Here is a 17,841-nt window from a genome sequence, read left to right as displayed (position 1 = left end):
CGAAGGGATACTCCCCCCCAACGCGCTCAGTATAGGGATCAGGGTCCACCGCGCCTAATCGAAGGTTCAAGACGCGCGTATCCGCAGGTCAGCAGCCAAATGCGAGCGTCTGCCCGTCAGCCGTCGGCGTCGGCGTCGGCGTACGCCCGCAGCACCGATCGCAGCGCCTCCGCCTCGCCCGGCAGCTCCCGCCCCCGGACGGCCGAGGCCTCCGCGAGCGCCTTACGCAGGCCCTGATCGCCGAGCAGCCGGTCGAGCTCTCCCCGCATCGCGGCGGCGTTCCCCTCCGGGACCAGGACGGCGGCGTCGCCGACGAGGTCGGGAATCCCGCCCACCCGCGTGGAGATGATCGGCATGCCCGCCTTGAGCGCCTCCTGGACGTTCAGCGGCTGCCCCTCCCACCTGCTCGGGACCAGCAGAACGTCCGCGACCTGGAGCAACTCCGCCGTGGCGGCCCAGCCGTACAGGAGCACGGGCAGCCGCTCGGCGTCGACGCGCTGCTGGATCTCCCCGCGCAGCGGGCCCTCGCCGGCGACGACGAAGAGCGGCGCCGCCGTGTACGGCCCCGCCGCCGCGTCCAGCAGCGTCTCCAGTCCCTTCTGCTGGGCCAGCCGGGCGATCGTGAGCACGACGGGCCGGTCCCCGGCGAACCCGGCGACCCGCTCGGCGAGCTCCCGCCGTACCTCCTCGGGGGAACGGGCGGGCGGCGCCAGGGGCGGCGCGGGCACGACGGCGGCGTCGACGCGCCGGGCACCCTTGGCCCGCATCCTGTCCCCGAGGTCGGGAGACACGACCAGGACGCGATCGGCCCCGCGCGCGACGATCCGCTCCAGCACTCCGTAGATCGCGCCCGTCATCCCCCCGGCCGTGACGGCGTTGTGCAGGGTGACCACAAGCCGCGCGCCGTGCCCTCCGCTCCGTCGTCCCGTCCTCCGGCCTCGCCGCCGTGTTCCCGCCAAGGCGAGCACCGCGAAGGCGCCGGCCCGCAACCCGTGGGCGTGTACGGCCTGGGCGCCTCTGAGAGCGGTCCGCAGCCGGAGAACGGCCCTGAGGTCGGCGAAGGGGCGCGGCCGTTCCGCGATCGGTACCGCGGCGAAGCGTGCTCCGGCCCCGGTGAAGCCGAAGGCCTCCTCGGTGGCGGGCGGTCCCGCGACCACCACCTGGCGGCCGTCCCCGGCCAGCCGTTCCGCGAGCATCCGCACGTGCCGGCCCACGCCTCCCGCGCTGGTTCCCAGCACGAGCGCGACCCGCCGCGCCTCGTGATCAGACACCTTCCCCCTCTTTCCCGCGGCGCCTGGCGGCCCGCAGGTCCTCTCGATCGACGGCGGCCGCGACCAGGGCACCGGCGGCGACGGCGGCGAGCCCGGCGAGGACCGCCACGCCCGCACTCGCCCACGGCCCGGTCCCGCCCACGAGCCGTACCACGCCCGTGCCGGCGAGCCAGCCCGCGACTCCGCCGAGCAGCCCGGCGGCCGTCGCCCGGAAGATCCCGTGAAGCGCCTTGCCACCACGGGCCCTGAGCACGGAGACGAGCAGGAGCGCTCCCCCGGCCGTCATACCGACCGCCTGGCCGAGCGCCAGCCCGCCGAGCTTCCACCCGGCGGGGAGTACGGCCGCGAAGGCCACCTGGGCGACGATCACGATCAGCCATCCGGCGACCATGCCGCGCGCTGCCTCCCTTCCCCGGCCGTCCGCGTACAGCACCCGGCTCAGATGGGCCGTCAGACCGTACCCGACCAGTCCGGGGGCGAACAGCGCGATCGCGCGGGCGAACTCGGCGGGGTCCACGCTGGTGTCCGCCTGGTCCAGGAAGACCTGCGCGGCGGGCATGGCGACGGCGGCGAGCGCCCCGGCGGCGAGGCCGGAGACCAGCACCACGGCACGCGTCGTCCGGGCCGACAGCGCGGCGAAGCCCGCCAGGTCACCTCCCGCCGCCCGGGTCGAGAGCACGGGGAACGCGCTCGTGGCGATCGGCACCGCGAGCACGGCGTACGGCACCTGGTAGATCGCCCACGCGTAGCCGTACGCCGCGAGTGCGCCCCCGCCGATCCGGTTGGCCACGGGGATGACGATCGCCGTGGCCGCCTGCTGCGCCACCAGCGCGCTCAACCCGGCCAGGGCGAGGCGCCGTACCTGGACGGCGACACCGGGAGGGAAGCGCAGCGTGGGCCGCAGCCGCACTCCCAGCCGGGAGACGGGCCCGAGCACGGTGACGACCAACGCGAGAACACCCAGCGTCGTCCCGACGGAAAGGGCGAGCTCGGCCGGGCGCGGCAGCGCGGCCAGGTCGGCGCCGTTCCCGCCGAGCGGGACGAACACCAGGTACGCGACGATGACCACCACGCTGGAGACCAGCGGCGCGACGGCGGGGGCGGAGAACCGGCGGTGCGCCTGGAGCACGCCGTAGAGCACGACGGCCACGCCGTACAGCGGGATCTGCGGCGCGAAGACGACCAGCATGCGGCTCGCGACCGCCACCACCTCGCTCGCGTCGCAGCCGGGCACGGTCGAGGCGACCAGGCCGACGAGCGGCCGGGCCAGGAGCGCGGTCAGAACGCCGAGCGGGACCAGCAGCACGATCACCCACGTGAGCAGCGCCGAGGAGATCCACCCGACCTCCTCGCGCGCGCCCGCCTCGTCGGCGTCGTCGGCCACACGGCCCTCGTGGGCCTCAAGGTCGGATCCGTCCGGCCCGGTCGCGGGTACGGTCACGCCCGAGCGCGCGGGAACCGCGGCGTACCGTCCGGCGGCCCCGGCGAGGACCGGGACGACCATCCCGGCGAGCGCCCCGCCGACGACGAGCTCGAACACGATGTTCGGCACGTTGTTCGCGGTGACGTACGCGGTGGACAGGCAGTTCGTCCCGACCGCGCGGGCGAAGACCAGTTGCTTGGCGAAACCGGTGGCACGGGCGAGGATGCTGATGGCCCCGATGAGCACGGCCGCTCCGGCGACGCCCGCGCCGACGCGCCTGGTCATCCGCCCGCTCAGGCGACCGATCATGCCGAGCCGCATCTCACGGGGTCGGGGAGACGACGACGGGCGGAGGCGGCACGGGACGGCGGCCCAGCATGTCGATGCGGTTGAGCACGGGGTTGGCGGCGATCACCTTGGTGAAGCTGATCTTCTCCGACGCTGCGGTCAGCGCGGCGACCGTGCCGAGCAGGACCAGCCGGCCGGTACGGCCCAGCCGCACGGTGGCGGCCAGCCCGAGAAGCGCCCCGAGGGCGTTCGCGCCGGCGTCGCCGAGCATGGCGCGCTCCCCCAGGTCCTCCGGCAGCAGCGCCGCGGCGGCGCCGAGCGGGATCGCGGCCAGCACGGCGGTACCGGGAGAGCCGTCACGCGACGCCCCCGAAGAGGCCGCCGAGGCCGCAAGTGACGTCGCCAGCAGCGGCGTCCCTGCCAGCAGCGCGACCTTGATCGCTCGTCCCGGCCGGAGGTCGAACAGGTTCGCCAGGTTGGCGCTCCCGGCGATGATGGCACCGTTCACGAGCGTGTCGAGCACCCCGGCGGCCGCTCCACCGTGCGGGCGGGTGGCCGCCGGGCCACGGGCGATCACCGCGGCTGCGAGGCCGGTCGCCCCGATCCCGAGGATCTTCACGGCCCCGCTGGTGACCTCACCGCGAGCCAGCGCGGACAGATGCCCCTTGAACCCCTTGGACGAGGCGTTGCCGAGGACGTCGTCGTACGCGCCGAGGACGCCGCCGCCGAGTCCGGCGAGCAGCGCGGCGGAGCGGAGGCGCGGGGACAGCCCGGGCGTGAGCGCCGCCGCCGCACCGGCTCCGGCGACGAAGGCCGGGCCCTCCAGCAGCGTGATCGGCTCGCCTCTGTGGTTGGTCCTGGTCCACGTCTTCTCGTCGCCGATCGGCGGACGGCGCCGGAAGGCGGCGTAGGCCGCGCGGGCCGCGACGGCGCCCGCGGCCGCACCGGCGACGGCGGCGAGGACGCCGAGCACCGATCCGGGCGCGGCACCCGGCGACGGCTTCCCCCACGACGGGCGCGGCAGGGTGTTCGCCGCCAGACCGGTCCAGGGACGACTGGCCACAGCAGGCTCCTCTTCCTCGGATCTTCCTCGGGATGCGACCGGTCAGCCGCCCGACGCCATCGGCTTGGGGCTGGGGCTGACACCCGGCGCGGCGGGAGGGGCGAACGCCGTGATGTCGCTTCCCACACCGTACGCGCCGGAACGACCGGCCAGTTGCTCCCGCAGAGCGTAGACGACGGCGATCCGGCCCGCGGGCATATCGACGGTGTCCACGGTCGAGACGTTCGAGGCGGCCTCGCCCGCGTCGTGCAGCGCCGAGATCACGCCGCCCGTGCCGGACGCGGCTGTGGTGCCGACCATGACGGTGCCGAGGCCGGCCGAGTCGAGGCCCGCCGCGAGGGAGACGATGGCGGCTGTCTGTGCCTCGGCGTCCTCCCCTTCGTACGCCTGGTCGGGGGACACCACGATCGCGATGGTGGCGCGCTGCGCCGGGGAGCCGCCCATGGCCAGGAAGCCGCCGGTCTGGAACGCCTCGAGCACGCTCACCGCGGCCGGATCCTCCCGGCCCGCCTGGCCGCGGTCGCCGGTCACGACGGCCCCGGCCAGCACCGTCGCCGCCTTCGCGTACGGCGAGGCGCCGTCGGCGAACCGCGTACCGGCGGGGGCGACGGTGCTCGCGAGCTGGTCGACGACGTTCGTCTGGTCCGCGGCGAGGAACTTCTCCGTCAGGCTGACCCGGCCGGTGTACACCGCGCCGGAGTCGCCGAGGACCTTCACGATGTCGTCGCGGCGGCCGGCGGGGGCGCCGGGCGCCTCGATGAGCACGAACCGCTCGCCCGGGAGCTGGCCGCGGACCAGATCGGCCGTGTGCGCGGTCACGAAGGAGGCGTTGCCGTCCTCCCTGGACTTCAGCGCGGTGATCGTGTCACGGTTCTCCGCGTTCGACTGGCGCAGCTGGGCGGTGGTCTCCTCGGCCGACTTGTAGAACGCGGTCTCGAGCACGGTGCTGCCGAGCACGATGCCGACCGTGAGCGCGAGGAAGATCGCCACGATGGAGACGAGGTGATAGCGGAAATCGATCACGAGAAGAGTCCGACCAGCCAGAAGGTGAAGCCGTTCCAGGCGTCGCTCAGCCCGTTCAGCCAGACCCGGCCGACCGGCGAGACCGAGAGCACCACGCCGATCGTGATCAGCGTGGTGGCGACGAGAAGCAGCAGGGACGGCGTGGAGATACGACTGCGATAGAGCCTGCTGACGCCCTTGGCGTCGACGAGCTTGCTGCCCACCCGGAGCCGGGTGAGGAACGTGCTGGCCATGCCGGAGCGCCCCTTGTCGAGGAACTCGACGAGCGTCCAGTGCGTGCCGACGGCGACGATCAGCGACGCGCCCTTGTCGTCGGCGAGCAGCATGGCGATGTCCTCGCTGGTGCCCGTGGCGGGGAAGAGGACGGCCTGCTGGCCGAGTTGGTGCACGCGCTCCAGCCCCGGCGCGCGGCCGTCACGGTAGGCGTGCACCACGAGTTCGGCGCCGCAGCACAGCGCCTTCTCGGACACCGAGTCGAAGTCCCCGACGATCATGTCGGGCAGGTATCCGGCCTCGACCAGGGCGTCCGCCCCGCCGTCCACCCCGATGAGCACCGGGCGGTACTCCCGGATGTACGGCCGCAGCGTCGCCAGGTCTTCCTTGTAGTGGTATCCCCTGACGACGATGAGGACGTGCCTGCCCTCCATGGAGGTGCGGACGTCGGGCACGCCGATGCCGTCGATGAGCAGATCCCGCTCGCGCCGGACGTACTCCATCGTGTTGGCGGCGAACGCCTCGATCTGGACCGACAGCCCGGCCCTCGCCTCGGTCATGGCCGCCTCGACCGTCTCGACGGTCTGCACTTCGCCCTTGCCGACCAGTTCGTCGCCGAGGTGGACGAGCCCCTCGTGCACGCGGACGACGTCGCCGTCCTTGATCCGCTCGAACAGCTCGGGGGTGGCGTTGTCGACGACCGTGACGCCCGCGTCGACAAGGATCTGCGGCCCGAGGTTGGGGTAGCGCCCGCTGATGCCCGCCGCCACGTTGACCACCGCGGCCGCGCCACACGCGACAAGGGCCTCCGCGCTCACTCGGTCGACGTCAACGTGATCGATAATCGCGATTTCCCCGGCCTTGAGGCGCTTGGTCAGCCTCTTGGTCCGCCTGTCGATTCTCGCCACTGCCGTCACCCCGGGAAGGTCGTCTGCCTTCCTGCGGCGGAGGCCCGGAACGTTCAAGCTCGGGACCTTCATCGTGACCATCCTGCCAGAGTGGGCGACCTAGATGGTCCCGCAGCTCAGAGCGTGTCGGGTTTGTCACACCCAGTCAGGGTGTGGTCTTATCCGCCAATGCGATCGTGAGGAGCTCTTCGGCGTGCGCTCTACCCAGCTCCGAGTCCTCCAGTCCTGCCAGCATCCGGGAGAGTTCCCGGGCTCTGCCCTCCTGGGTGAGGGCGACCACACCGCTGCGCACCACACTGCCGTCGCTCGCCTTCTCCACGACCAGATGCTGGTCGGCGAACGCGGCCACCTGAGGCAGGTGGGTGACGACGATGACCTGGGCACTCCTGGCCAGCCGCGCGAGCCGCCTGCCGATCTCGACCGCGGCCTTGCCGCCGACTCCCGCGTCGACCTCGTCGAAGACGAACGTGGGCACGGGGTCCGCCCCCGCGAACACGACCTCGATGGCCAGCATGACGCGGCTCAGCTCGCCGCCGGACGCGCCCTTGTTCAGCGGGAGCGGCGGAGCCCCCGGATGGGAGGCCATCCGCAGCTCCACCTCGTCGACGCCGTGCGGGCCGAAGTCGTCGCCGCGGGTCAGGGCGACGCCCACCCGCGCGTGCGGCATGGCGAGCGCCGACAGCTCGGCGGTGACCGCCGCGCCGAAGCGCTCCGCCGCGGCCTCCCGTATGCCGGTCAACTCGGCGGCGAGCTCCCCCAGTCGGGCGGTGAGCTCGGCGTGCTCCCGGGTGAGCTCGTCGATGCGCTCGTCGTCGCCGTCGAGCTCGCCCAGCCGCCCCGCGGCGTTCCTCGCCCAGTCGAGCACCGCGGCGGCGTCCGCGCCGTACTTGCGGGTCAGCCCGGTCAACAGTGACCTGCGCTCCTGGACGGCGGCGAGGCGGGCCGGGTCGGCCTCCACCGACTCGGCGTAGGCGGCCAGCTCGGTCGCCACATCGGAGATGAGGTATCCGGCCTCGGCCAGCCGGTCGGCGAGCCCGCCGAGCGTCGGGTCGAAGTCGCGCACCGCCTCCACCGCCGACCGCGCCTGTCCCACCAGGGACACCGCGTCCTGCGCGAGCTGCGGGCCGGACATGGGGTCGCCGAGCAGCGCGGTGTGCGCCGTGGTGGCGGCCGTGCGGAGCGCGTCGGCGTGCGCCAGCCGCTCGGCCTCCTCCTTGAGCTCGGCGTCCTCTCCCACCTTGGGGTCGGCCTTCTCGATCTCGTCCAGGCCGAAGCGCAGCACGTCGGCCTCCTGCGCGCGCTCCCTGGCCCGGGCGGTCAGCTCCTGGAGCTGCTCGGTGATCTGCCGGTGGCGCTTGTACGCCTGCTCGTACGCCCGGAGCGGCTTGACCAGGTCGTCTCCCGCGTAGCGGTCGAGCGCGGCGCGCTGGCGGCCCGACTGCAGGAGGCGCTGCTGGTCCATCTGGCCGTGCACGGCGACGAGGTCGTCGGCGATGTAGGTGAGCGTCCCGACCGGGACGGTGCGCCCGCCGAGCCAGGCACGTGAGCGCCCCTCGGAGGAGACGGTCCGCGAGATGATCAGCGCGCCGTCCTCGACCTCGCCCCCGAGGTCGGACACCTGCTGGGCCACCTTGCCACCGGGGTCGACGACAAGGGTGCCCTCGACCGTCGCCTTGTCCGTGCCCGGGCGGACCCTCGCCGGGTCGGCCCGGCCGCCGAACAGCAGGCCGAGTCCGGTGACGACCATCGTCTTGCCCGCGCCGGTCTCACCGGTCACCACGGTGAATCCCGGTGACAACTCCAGAACGGCCTCGTCGATCACGCCGAGCCCCTGGATCCGGACCTCCTCGACCCGTGGCCGCACTGGTCCCCTCCCGTTTCGCCGACAGATCCCGCCAGAGATCCTACGCACAAATCGCCAAGATTTTCGAGGACGGGGGGTGTCAGGGGGACCGTACGCGCCCGCGCCAGCCCTCCACCGGGAGCCCGAACTTGGCGACCAGGCGGTCGGTGAACGGCGCTCCCGTGGTCTCCACACCCAACAACCGGGCCAGCCGTACGGGCACGCTCCCCCTGCGCACCTCGACCCGGGCGCCGGGCGGGACGTCGAACCGGCGCCTGCCGTCGCACCACAGCACGCCCGCGCTGGTCTCGGGCACGATCTCCATGGCGAGCGTGGAGCGCGGTGAGATCACCATCGGCCGGGCGAACAGGGCGTGCGCGCTGATCGGCACCATCAGCAGCGCCTCCACCTCCGGCCAGACGACCGGCCCTCCGGCGGAGAACGCGTAGGCCGTCGATCCCGTCGGCGTGGCGCAGATCACCCCGTCGCATCCCCACCGCGACAACGGCCGGCCGTCGATCTCCGCGACGAGTTCGAGCATGCGGTCCACCTTCTCGACGGTGGCCTCGTTGAGTGCCCACGTCTCGGCGAGCGTCGAGCCGTTCAGCCGGATCGCCACCTCGACCGTCATCCGCTCCTCGACCTCGTAGTGGCCGTCGACCACGCGGTCCACGGCGGCGGCGAGGTCCGCCACCTCCGCCTCGGCGAGGAAACCCACGTGGCCGAGGTTGACCCCGAGCAGCGGAACCCCGGCCGGACGGGCCATCTCGGCCGCGCGAAGCAGCGTCCCGTCACCGCCGAGCACGATCATCAGCTCGGCCTCGTGGAGGGAGCCGGGATTCGTGGGCGCGACGTCCGCGCCCGGGCAGGCGATCTCCTCGGCCTCGACGTCGAACACGCGTACGCGCAGCCCGGCGCTCAGCAGCCGGTGGATCACCAGCCTGGCACTGTCCACCGCCGCCTCCCTGCCCGTGTGGGCGGTGACCATGACGGTCCGCGGAGGTTGCTTCTGTGTCGTCACCGCGGCCCTTCCGCCACTGCCCGCTCGATGGCCTCGTCCAGGTCGGCGACCGGCTCGTGCCCCGGCCCCTTCCCGAGCCAGAGGACGTACTCGACGTTGCCCGACGGGCCCGGCAGGGGGCTCGCGGTCACGCCCTTCACGACCAGGCCCAGCCCTCCGGCGGCCGTCGCGACGTCGCGTACGGCTCCGGCGCGCAGCGCGGGGTCGCGGACCACGCCGCCCGCTCCCACCCGGTCCTTCCCCACCTCGAACTGCGGCTTGACCAGCATCGCGAACTCGGCCACCTCCGCCGCGCAGGCGGCCAGCGCCGGCAGTACCAGGCGGAGCGAGATGAACGACAGGTCGCCCACGATCAGGGTCGGCGGCTCTCCCACCATGTCGGGCGTCAGATCGCGGACGTTGACGCGTTCCATCACGGTGACGCGTTCATCGGTGCGCAGCGACCAGGCGAGCTGGCCGTACCCGACGTCGACCGCCAGGACGTGCGCGGCGCCGTGCCGGAGCAGCACGTCGGTGAAGCCGCCGGTGGACGCGCCCGCGTCCAGGCAGCGGCGGCCTTCGACCTTGAGCCCCTCGAAGGCGCTCAGGGCACCGAGCAGCTTGTGCGCGCCGCGGGAGACGTAGTCGGGCCCCGTGGCGTCCTCGGCCACCACGATCGCGGCGGCGGTGTCCACCTGGGTCGCCGCCTTGGCCGCGGTGCGCCCACCCACCGTGACGCGACCCGCCTCGATGAGCTGCGCCGCCTGCTCCCGGGACCGGGCCAGCCCGCGGCGGACGAGTTCGCTGTCCAGCCGTATCCGCTTCATCGGCCCCACCCGCAGTCCGCCGCCGGACGGGACATGACATGTGGCGCGGACACCGCGCCCTCTGATCGGCGGTTCACCTGCGCGGCTCTCCCGCGGGCTCGTCCACGGACGCGAGCGCGCTCTCCAGGCAGGTCAGCGCCTCCTCGAACACGCCGACATGCGCGGCGACGGGCAGGTCGCCGAGCCTGCGGAGCGCGGACAGCGCCCCCTGGACGGCCTCCTCGCCTCCGCGTGGCGCCTGCGGTACGGGCCGGGGCTCCTGCCGGATCCCCGGCAGGGTGTCCGGCCCGGGCACGTACTCCACCGCGTCCCGATCCGCCTGCCGCGCGTCCTGCCGAGGTTCCTGCCGGGACTCGTGCGCTGCGGAGACGCCCCGCAGGAACCGCAGCCCCGCCGCCGGCTCGGCGCCGCTCTCGGTCATTCGTCCCCTCCGGTGGACCCGGCATCCGTGGTCCTCGTCGTGCTGGATGGTTCCCCGTCCGTCATCGCGGCCGCACGGGTCGACGCCGCGCCGGCGGCCACATGTGACGCTCGCCGTCTCGACGGTAGCGGAATCGGAACGGGACGGCTTCGCGTTGGGCGTTCCGCACGGCGCGGTTCCGGAGCCCGGACCGCGCCGGCCGTCGAGCGTGGTCCAGGAGAGGATGCCACCGGCTCCACCCGGCGTCCGGCGAGCCGTGCCGGCGGAGTGGCCGTGGTCAGGGCATTCTCCCGTGGGACGTACCCTGGCAGGGCCTCGAACACCATGCGGCCCCCCTTGTCGCTGATACGCCGGTACGTGTCAGATTTCGCGCAGTACTCATGAGGAACGCTACCGTCCGTAGGTACAGAGGCATCTGACCGGCCGCGGGAAGAGAGGCATACGCATGGCGACCGTCGAGGAATGCCGGGCGGCGCTCGAGAAGCTCGTCGAGCATTTCGACGAGATCAGCGCGGAGGATCGTGCCAGGCATGTGGTCGAACGCAGGCTCGCCTGCCACATCTCCGACCTCGGCATGACCTTCTACGGCCGGATCCACCGCGCCGGGCTCGACCCGTTCACGGACGCTCCTCCTCAGGACGGCCGGCCCACCGAAGTGAAGATCACGATCGCCAGCGCGGATCTGATCTCCATGGTCAACGGCGAGCTCGACATGGGCCGTGCCCTCTTCGGCGGCCGGGTCAAGATCGACGCCAGCCTCGGGGACCTGCTGCGGCTCCGCAAGCTCCTCTGACATCCCCCGCGAGTCCCCCTCCTGATTTCCCCGGTGCGCCATCCGGATCCGCACCGGTGACGGACGGCGTGGGTCCCTAGAGATCGAGAGCCGCGAGAACGGGCTTCACCGCGTCCTCGTCCGCCCGGCCGTCACCGGCCGCCTCCCATGCCGCCGCGCATGCCGCACGCAGCCCGTTCATCGGGTCCGCGGCGCCGCACAGGCCGAGCCGACCGCCCTCCCAGCGGGCCGTCCACCCGCCGCACTCCCAGCCGTCCGGCCCACGCCGTACACGCGCAGGGGGTTCGAGCAGGCCGGACAGGTCCGTCGCCATGTGCGTGGGCCGGTGCCGCGGCGTCGCGGTGAGCAGGTCCAGCGGCCCGGCCACCCCGGTGAGGACGAGCAGGCTGTCCACGCCCGCCCGGGTCGCGCCCTCGATGTCGGTGTCGAGCCGATCGCCGACGATCAGCGGCCGCTCCGCCCGCGTACGGATCATCGACTCGCGGTGCAGCGGCGGCTCGGGCTTGCCCGCGACGACCGGTTCCACCCCGGTGGCGGTGGCGATCACCCTGCTCATCGAGCCGTTGCCCGGCAGCTCGCCGCGGTTCGTGGGCATGGTGGTGTCCGCGTTTGCCGCGACGAACCAGGCTCCGGCGCGTACGGCCAGCGTGCCCTCGCAGAGCAGGCCGTACGACATGGCGTCCCAGATGCCCTGCACGACGGCGACGGGGCCGTCGAGCGCGGTGGTCACGGGACGCAGGCCGCACGCCCGCACCGCCGTGCGCAGGCCCATGCCGCCGACGACGAGCACGGGGGACCCGGGTGGGAACCGCTCGGCCACCAGCCGGGCGGCCGCCTGGGCGGAGGTCACGACGTCCTCGGGGGCCGCCGGAATGCCCAGGCCGCTCAGATGGGCGGCGATCGCGCCCGGCGTTCGAGAGGCGTTGTTGGTGACGAAGGCGAGTTGTACCCCGCGAACCTGCGCCGCGGCCAGGGCTTCGGGAGCACCAGGGACGGCGTGCCTACCCAGGTAGACCACGCCGTCCAGGTCGAGCAGGAGAGTGTCGTAGCCCTCGATCAGGGCCGCGGCGTTCGTGTGGGGGCTCATACCTGCCTCGCCCGGAGGGTGGCGCGCACCTGGGTCAGCGCGGAGACGTAGTGCCGGAGATCCGGGCGCATGGCCACGGCCACGGCCAGCGGCTCCTGGGCGGCCTCGATGTCGCCGGTGCGCCACAGCGCCATGCCGAGTCCGTAGTAGGCGTAATCCTCGGCGGGGTTGGCGTCCACGATCCAGCGGAAGCTACCCGCCGCGTCGGCGTACCTGCGGGAGTTGAACTGTGCCCGGGCCAGCGCCTCGCGGATGCTGCGCGACTCCGGTTCCGCCTGAGCCGCCCGTTCCAGGAGCGCCGCCGCGGCGGCGGGGCTACCCTCTTCCAACAACTTGACGCCACGCTGGAACCATTCGTAAACACCCCCGGCTGGGCCGTCCTGCTGGTAATCCGATGGTCCATGTCGTCCCTGGATCATTCTGTGGGGCCTCCTGCAATGCGATTTCCTGACCAACCGGCCACCGCAGCCTCGGGAAGACCGGGCATTTATGGCAACATGCCCGGTATGGAGACTTCTGAACGGCCGGCACTGGTGCTGCGTCCGTTCCGCGGCGTGCGGTTCACGGTGGACGATCTCGCTGCGGTGACCTCGCCGCCGTACGACCTCGTCTCCCCCGAGGACGTCCAGGATCTGCTGGACTCCCACCCCAACAACGTGGTGCGCCTGATCCTTCCCGGGGCGAGCCACTACACGGACGCGCGCGCCGAGCTGGACGCGTGGATGACGTCCGGAGTGCTCACCGTGGACCCCCTGCCCGCGCTCTACGTGTACGAGCAGAGCGCGCCCGGCGTCCTGCAGCGGGGCCTGATCGGCGCGGTGGAGGTCGGTTCTCCCGCCGTGCTGCCGCACGAGGACGTCATGCCGGGCCCGGTCGCCGACCGCCTGGCGCTGATGCGGACGACGGAGGCCAATCTCGAACCGATCTTCCTGCTGTACGAAGGCGGGGGAACGGCCTCCCGGCTGGTGGACGAGGTGGCCTCGCTGCGCGTCCCGCTCCTCGACGTCCAGACCGGCGACGGCTTCCGCCATCGCCTCTGGGGGATCACCGACCCGGTGGAGATCGCCGCCGTCGGCGAGGACCTGCGGAACCGGCAGGCGCTCATCGCCGACGGGCATCACCGCTATGCCACATACCAGAAGCTGCGCGGGGATCGTGAGGAGTCCGGCCCATGGGACCACGGGCTCGCTCTGCTGGTCGACTCCACGGCATATCCCCCGGACCTGAAGGCGATTCACCGGGTCATCCCCGACCTCCCCCTGTCGGAGGCCGCGGCACGGGCGAAGGGGGCCTGGCAGGTGCAGGAGTTCGTCTCGCTCGAGGACGCGCTCTCCGGGCTCGCCACCGCCACGGGACCCGCGTTCGTGCTCGCCGGAGACGGCCCGTCGCATCTCCTCACCAGTCCTGATCCGCTCCAGGTGGAGCACGCCATGCCTCCCGATCGCTCCGCCCGCTGGCGGGCCATGGACACCTCGATCCTCACCGAGTTCCTGCTGCCGAAGGTGTGGGGCATCCCGGACGACGAGCGCCGGGTGCTGGTGGTGCATCACGACCCCTACGCCGCCGTACGGCTCGCGCGGCAGCTCTCGGGGACCGCCGTCCTGCTCAACCCGCTGGCGACCGAGGACGCCCTGGCCGTGGCCGCACAGGGGGAGCGCGTCCCCCGGAAGTCGACCTCGTTCAGCCCTAAGCCGCGCACCGGTCTCGTGATGCGGATCTTCGCCGCGGAGTGATCCCACCGACGACATGGCTCACCCGATCGGCTGATCCAATGGGCCGGCGCACCGCTCGGCCTCAGCGTCGCCGCGCTCCATGGCGGACGTGGTCACCACCGGCGGTGTGAACACGGGCCGAAACGCGGCTGGCGATGTCGAATCGGATGACGGCAGCACAGCCGAGGGCGTCGTGACGAGCGGAGGCACGGCGGTCGGTGAGGTGGCAGACGTCTGATCTATCTCGGCGGTCTCCTCGCCCTGCGCTGACCGCACCGCCGGGGCGCGTGACCTCTGGGAAGATCGGCGGCCCTCGATCCGGCGCGCCGTACGGACCTCGATCTCATAGCGGCTTCCCCCGCGCCACCAGCGGCGGCGCACGGCTCCCTCCACCTCGACCACATCGTCGAGCCGCCAGGCGGACACAACCGCGCGAACGTCATCATCGAACGTGGCGCACTCGATGCCGTCGGCACGCTGGTGACCGGGACGTTCCTCGGGCCTGCGGACCGCGAGCCGCCAGCGCGTGAGCACGACACCGCTGGGCAACGCTCGGTCCTCGGCCTCCATCGACAGCCGGCCCCGCAGCACCACGGAGTTCAGATGCATGTGGTCTCTCCCCTCTCGTCGAGAGACCACTGTCGTTCACTAGGCTGAAGGAGCTTTGCCCGAACGAGATTCTGGGGATAGTGGGGTGACTGTGGACAACGTGACACCGCTCGGCGGGGACGTCTACGAGATCGACACGAGGATGGCCGGATACTCCGGCATCACGGCCGGCTACCTGATCCTGGGTGATCGGCCATGCCTGGTCGAGACCGGGACGTCCACGTCCGCGCCCATCGTCAGGGACGCGCTGACGTCGCTCGGCGTCGGACCCGCCGACCTGGCGACCGTGGTCGTGACGCACATTCACCTCGACCACGCCGGCGGTGTCGGCGACATCGCGGGCTACTATCCCTCGGCCGAGATCGTCGTCCACGAGAAGGGCGCCCGGCACCTCGCCGACCCGTCCCGTCTCATGGCCAGCGCCAAGATGGTGTGGGGTGACAAACTCGACGTCCTGTTCGGTGCCCTGGCCCCCACCGACGCCGCCCGGATCCGCGCGCTCGGCGACACCGGCAGCATCGACCTGGGCAACGGGAGGACGCTGTCGAGCCACTATTCACCCGGCCACGCCAAGCACCATGTCGGGCTGCTCGACTCGCTGAGCGGAGACCTGTACGTGGGTGACGCCGCCGGCGTCTACCTGCCTGAGACCGGCGACCTGCGCCCGGCCACGCCGCCGCCGGACTTCGACCTCGGTGTGGCACTCGACTCGATCGCCCTGTTCGAGGCGCTCGGTCCGCAGCGACTGCTGTTCAGCCACTACGGTCCGGTCGCGAATGTGACGGAGACCCTGGAAAGGTCCGCCGAGGAGCTGCGCGTCTGGGTGGACCTGACCCGGCAGGCCCACGCGGAGGGACTCGATCTTGACCACGCGGTCGCCATGGTCCGTGATCGGACGCGTGAGCGGTACGTGGCCCTCCAAGGTGACGAGACGACCGCCGAGCAGTTCGAGCTGCTGAGCGGCGCGCCGTCCAACGTCGCGGGCATCCTGCACTGGCTCGAGCGTACGGCCGGCTGACGCGGCCGGGCCGCACAGCCGGGCGACGGGCCTCTCCACGCGGCGATGTGACGTGGCGAGGCATCTCCCAGCAGGTCCGTACGAAAAGGGCGGCGCCATCAGGTGTGATCACCTGATGGCGCCGCCCTTCGCCGTACTGATCAGGATGCCGGCTTGTCCCGGTCCTCCGGACCGTCCAGGACGTCACCGAAGTTCGGCTCTATGAAAGCCGGCCCCAGCGCCCCCGGGTCACCCTTCGCCGCCTGGTCCTCCCCGGAGCCGACCTCCTCCTTAGGAGCATCGGCGGCTGCCGTGTCGGCCACCTTCACGGGCTTGGCGGAGGGCTCCGCCGACGAGGGCTCGGCGGCAGCCTCCTCCTCGGGCTCCTCAGCCTCGAGGACGTCCTCGACCCGCTCGTCGTCCGCGTCCTCGTCTTCGGCCACGGGCTCCGGGGCCTCATCGAGGTCCTTCTCCGCCTCCGCCTCGTCCTCCAGCTCGTCGAGGTCGTCGAAGTCCTCCTCGACATCCTCGATGACGCCGCCGGTCAGCTCGGCGTAGCGTTCGGCGGCATCGGTCGCGCCGTCCTCGTCGAACGCCATCGCCTTGGCGAACCAGTCAGTGGCCGCGCCCTGATGACCCGCGTCGGCCAGCGCGTCGGCATATGCGAACGCGAGCCGGGCCGACCACGGCCTGGGCTGCGGGTCACGCAGCTCGGGCACACGCTGCAGCGTGATCACCGCGGCGTCGTGCTGGCCGAGGTCACGGCGGGCGCCGGACTCCACGATGGCCAGCTCGATCTTGCCTGCCCGGTCCAGCCGTTCGGCCTCCTTGGAACGGACAAGGTCCAGAGCCCGCTCCGGGCGGCCGAGTCCACGCTCGCAGTCGGCCATGATCGGCAGGTACGCGTCTGAACCCGTCATCCGTCGCGCGGCCCGGAGGTCACCGAGCGCCTCGGCGTACTGGCCCGCGTGGTATGCCGCGATCCCTGCCGCCTCACGCACGACCCCGATCCGGCCAGCGAACCGACGGGCCACCTTCGCGTGCTCGTACGCCTGCTCGGGCTCCTCCTCGCCGAGGGCGCGGGCCGCCGCCACGAGGTGGCTGGCCACCAGGTTGGCGAGGTCGTTCGGCAGCGACCTCAGCTCGGCACGCGCCTCGCTGTCCAGCTCGTCCGGCGTGATGTCAGGGGCGAGCTCGGGCAGCTTCTCCCGTTCTCTGGGCTCGTTCTCCTGGCCGTATCGCGTACGGCTGCCCGGACCGGAGCCCTCCCGGCTGAACGGCCTGTCGCCACGGTCCTCACGGTCACCGTACGAACGCTGCGGCCGGTCACCGAAGGGACGCCCACCCCGGTCATCGCCGCGCTGGAAGCGGTCCCCGCCTCGCTCGTCGGCCGGACGCGGTCCACCATCCCGATCGCGGGAGCCGTACCGGCCGCCGAAGCCACCGCCCTCACGGGCCGGGCGCCCGCCACGGTCATCACGGTCGCGGAAGCCCGAACCCCGGGACGCGTCACGGTCACCGTACGAACGCTGCGGCCGGTCACCACCACGAGCGGCATCCCGGTCCCCATAAGACCGCTGGGGCCGGTCACCGCCACGGGCGGCATCCCGGTCACCGTAGGACCGCTGGGGCCGGTCACCGCCACGAGCGGCATCCCGGTCCCCATAAGACCGCTGGGGCCGGTCACCGCCACGGGCGGCATCCCGGTCACCGTAGGACCGCTGGGGCCGGTCACCGCCACGGGCGGCATCCCGGTCACCGTAGGACCGCTGGGGCCGGTCACCGTAAGAACGCTGCGGCCGGTCACCACCACGAGCAGCATCCCGATCACCATACGACTGCTGGGGCCGGTCACCGCCACGGGCGGCATCCCGGTCACCGTAGGACCGCTGGGGCCGGTCACCGTAAGAACGCTGCGGCCGGTCACCACCACGAGCAGCATCCCGATCACCATACGACTGCTGGGGCCGGTCACCGCCACGGGCGGCATCCCGGTCACCGTAGGACCGCTGGGGCCGGTCACCGTAAGAACGCTGCGGCCGGTCACCACCACGAGCAGCATCCCGATCACCATACGACTGCTGGGGCCGGTCACCGCCACGGGCGGCATCCCGGTCACCGTAGGACCGCTGGGGCCGGTCACCGTAAGAACGCTGCGGCCGGTCACCACCACGAGCAGCATCCCGATCACCATACGACTGCTGGGGCCGGTCACCGCCACGGGCGGCATCCCGGTCACCGTAGGACCGCTGGGGCCGGTCACCGTAAGAACGCTGCGGCCGGTCACCGTAGGACTGCTGGGGACGGTCACCGCCACGGGCGGCATCCCGGTCCCCGTAGGAACGCTGGGGACGGTCACCGTA

At 72.5% G+C, this 17,841-nt stretch carries 16 protein-coding genes and 1 pseudogene; 4 read left to right on the top strand and 13 right to left on the bottom strand.

Annotation, left to right across the window (positions count from 1 at the left end; genetic code table 11):
• Nucleotides 1–116 precede the first annotated feature (116 nt).
• The 9 genes from IMZ11_RS10120 to IMZ11_RS10080 form a co-directional block, all read right to left on the bottom strand.
• Nucleotides 117–1,271, bottom strand: coding sequence for a glycosyltransferase (locus tag IMZ11_RS10120; RefSeq protein ID WP_228639915.1), 1,155 nt, complete (start codon nucleotides 1,269–1,271; stop codon nucleotides 117–119).
• Nucleotides 1,264–3,003 carry a murein biosynthesis integral membrane protein MurJ gene (gene murJ / locus IMZ11_RS10115; protein WP_228639913.1) on the bottom strand — a complete coding sequence of 580 codons (1,740 nt, stop codon included), beginning with the start codon at nucleotides 3,001–3,003 and terminating at the stop codon, nucleotides 1,264–1,266. The genes IMZ11_RS10120 and murJ overlap by 8 nt, the downstream gene beginning before the upstream one ends.
• Nucleotides 3,004–3,016: 13 nt before the next feature.
• A complete protein-coding gene (locus IMZ11_RS10110; protein ID WP_228640141.1) occupies nucleotides 3,017–3,955 on the bottom strand; it encodes a hypothetical protein in 939 nt (312 codons plus the stop codon).
• A gap of 132 nt (nucleotides 3,956–4,087) precedes the next feature.
• Nucleotides 4,088–5,068, bottom strand: a complete 981-nt coding sequence (locus IMZ11_RS10105; RefSeq protein ID WP_228639911.1) for a copper transporter — start codon at nucleotides 5,066–5,068, stop codon at nucleotides 4,088–4,090.
• Complete coding sequence (gene steA, locus IMZ11_RS10100; RefSeq protein ID WP_061255538.1) at nucleotides 5,065–6,261, bottom strand: putative cytokinetic ring protein SteA; 1,197 nt, start codon at nucleotides 6,259–6,261, stop codon at nucleotides 5,065–5,067. Before steA ends, IMZ11_RS10105 begins: the two co-directional genes overlap by 4 nt.
• Before the next feature lie 73 nt (nucleotides 6,262–6,334).
• Nucleotides 6,335–8,053: a DNA repair protein RecN gene (gene recN, locus IMZ11_RS10095; protein WP_228639908.1), complete on the bottom strand. Its 1,719-nt coding sequence runs from the start codon at nucleotides 8,051–8,053 to the stop codon at nucleotides 6,335–6,337.
• Nucleotides 8,054–8,132: 79 nt separating this feature from the next.
• Nucleotides 8,133–9,053, bottom strand: a complete 921-nt coding sequence (locus IMZ11_RS10090) for an NAD kinase (RefSeq protein ID WP_228639906.1) — start codon at nucleotides 9,051–9,053, stop codon at nucleotides 8,133–8,135.
• The gene (locus IMZ11_RS10085) at nucleotides 9,050–9,859 is read right to left on the bottom strand and encodes a TlyA family RNA methyltransferase (RefSeq protein ID WP_061255536.1); all 810 of its coding nucleotides are present in this window, start codon (nucleotides 9,857–9,859) and stop codon (nucleotides 9,050–9,052) included. The genes IMZ11_RS10090 and IMZ11_RS10085 overlap by 4 nt, the downstream gene beginning before the upstream one ends.
• A 73-nt stretch (nucleotides 9,860–9,932) precedes the next feature.
• Nucleotides 9,933–10,280: a hypothetical protein gene (locus IMZ11_RS10080; protein WP_228639902.1), complete on the bottom strand. Its 348-nt coding sequence runs from the start codon at nucleotides 10,278–10,280 to the stop codon at nucleotides 9,933–9,935.
• Nucleotides 10,281–10,725: 445 nt separating this feature from the next.
• On the opposite strand from IMZ11_RS10080, the gene IMZ11_RS10075 reads away from it, so the two are divergent.
• Nucleotides 10,726–11,073, top strand: a complete 348-nt coding sequence (locus IMZ11_RS10075; RefSeq protein WP_061255534.1) for an SCP2 sterol-binding domain-containing protein — start codon at nucleotides 10,726–10,728, stop codon at nucleotides 11,071–11,073.
• 76 nt (nucleotides 11,074–11,149) lie between these two features.
• On the opposite strand, the gene IMZ11_RS10070 is transcribed toward IMZ11_RS10075, so the two are convergent.
• A complete protein-coding gene (locus IMZ11_RS10070) occupies nucleotides 11,150–12,160 on the bottom strand; it encodes an HAD-IIA family hydrolase (protein WP_228639900.1) in 1,011 nt (336 codons plus the stop codon).
• Nucleotides 12,157–12,489 carry a tetratricopeptide repeat protein gene (locus tag IMZ11_RS10065; RefSeq protein ID WP_255706253.1) on the bottom strand — a complete coding sequence of 111 codons (333 nt, stop codon included), beginning with the start codon at nucleotides 12,487–12,489 and terminating at the stop codon, nucleotides 12,157–12,159. The genes IMZ11_RS10070 and IMZ11_RS10065 overlap by 4 nt, the downstream gene beginning before the upstream one ends.
• Before the next feature lie 177 nt (nucleotides 12,490–12,666).
• Between IMZ11_RS10065 and IMZ11_RS10060 the strand changes: the two genes are divergently transcribed.
• On the top strand, nucleotides 12,667–13,893 hold the full coding sequence (locus IMZ11_RS10060; protein ID WP_228639898.1) for a DUF1015 family protein: 1,227 nt from the start codon (nucleotides 12,667–12,669) through the stop codon (nucleotides 13,891–13,893).
• An 18-nt stretch (nucleotides 13,894–13,911) separates the two neighbouring features.
• Here the strand turns inward: IMZ11_RS10060 and IMZ11_RS10055 are convergent, their stop codons facing one another.
• Nucleotides 13,912–14,481 carry a single-stranded DNA-binding protein gene (locus tag IMZ11_RS10055; protein WP_228639896.1) on the bottom strand — a complete coding sequence of 190 codons (570 nt, stop codon included), beginning with the start codon at nucleotides 14,479–14,481 and terminating at the stop codon, nucleotides 13,912–13,914.
• Between the two features lie 91 nt (nucleotides 14,482–14,572).
• On the opposite strand from IMZ11_RS10055, the gene IMZ11_RS10050 reads away from it, so the two are divergent.
• Entirely contained in the window at nucleotides 14,573–15,499 is a 927-nt protein-coding gene (locus IMZ11_RS10050) for an MBL fold metallo-hydrolase (protein WP_228640138.1), read from the top strand.
• A 140-nt stretch (nucleotides 15,500–15,639) separates the two neighbouring features.
• On the opposite strand, the gene IMZ11_RS10045 is transcribed toward IMZ11_RS10050, so the two are convergent.
• Nucleotides 15,640–16,587, bottom strand: a complete 948-nt coding sequence (locus IMZ11_RS10045) for a hypothetical protein (protein WP_228639894.1) — start codon at nucleotides 16,585–16,587, stop codon at nucleotides 15,640–15,642.
• Here IMZ11_RS10045 and IMZ11_RS10040 point away from each other — a divergent pair.
• Nucleotides 16,576–17,841, top strand: a pseudogene (locus IMZ11_RS10040) (hypothetical protein); the annotation flags it as partial. The gene IMZ11_RS10045 and the pseudogene IMZ11_RS10040 overlap by 12 nt on opposite strands.

Origin of the sequence: Microtetraspora sp. AC03309 (genome assembly GCF_020826795.1) — a bacterium.
GTDB lineage: Bacteria > Actinomycetota > Actinomycetes > Streptosporangiales > Streptosporangiaceae > Microtetraspora > Microtetraspora glauca.
This window is presented reverse-complemented; position numbering and strand designations above follow the sequence as displayed.

Coding starts and splice junctions, on each gene's coding strand:
- IMZ11_RS10070 (WP_228639900.1), bottom strand. CDS start 12,160: ATGAGCCCCCACACGAACGCCGCGGCCCTGATCGAGGGCTACGACACT.
- IMZ11_RS10055 (WP_228639896.1), bottom strand. CDS start 14,481: ATGCATCTGAACTCCGTGGTGCTGCGGGGCCGGCTGTCGATGGAGGCC.
- IMZ11_RS10075 (WP_061255534.1), top strand. CDS start 10,726: ATGGCGACCGTCGAGGAATGCCGGGCGGCGCTCGAGAAGCTCGTCGAG.
- steA (WP_061255538.1), bottom strand. CDS start 6,261: ATGAAGGTCCCGAGCTTGAACGTTCCGGGCCTCCGCCGCAGGAAGGCA.
- IMZ11_RS10085 (WP_061255536.1), bottom strand. CDS start 9,859: ATGAAGCGGATACGGCTGGACAGCGAACTCGTCCGCCGCGGGCTGGCC.
- IMZ11_RS10060 (WP_228639898.1), top strand. CDS start 12,667: ATGGAGACTTCTGAACGGCCGGCACTGGTGCTGCGTCCGTTCCGCGGC.
- IMZ11_RS10080 (WP_228639902.1), bottom strand. CDS start 10,280: ATGACCGAGAGCGGCGCCGAGCCGGCGGCGGGGCTGCGGTTCCTGCGG.
- murJ (WP_228639913.1), bottom strand. CDS start 3,003: ATGATCGGTCGCCTGAGCGGGCGGATGACCAGGCGCGTCGGCGCGGGC.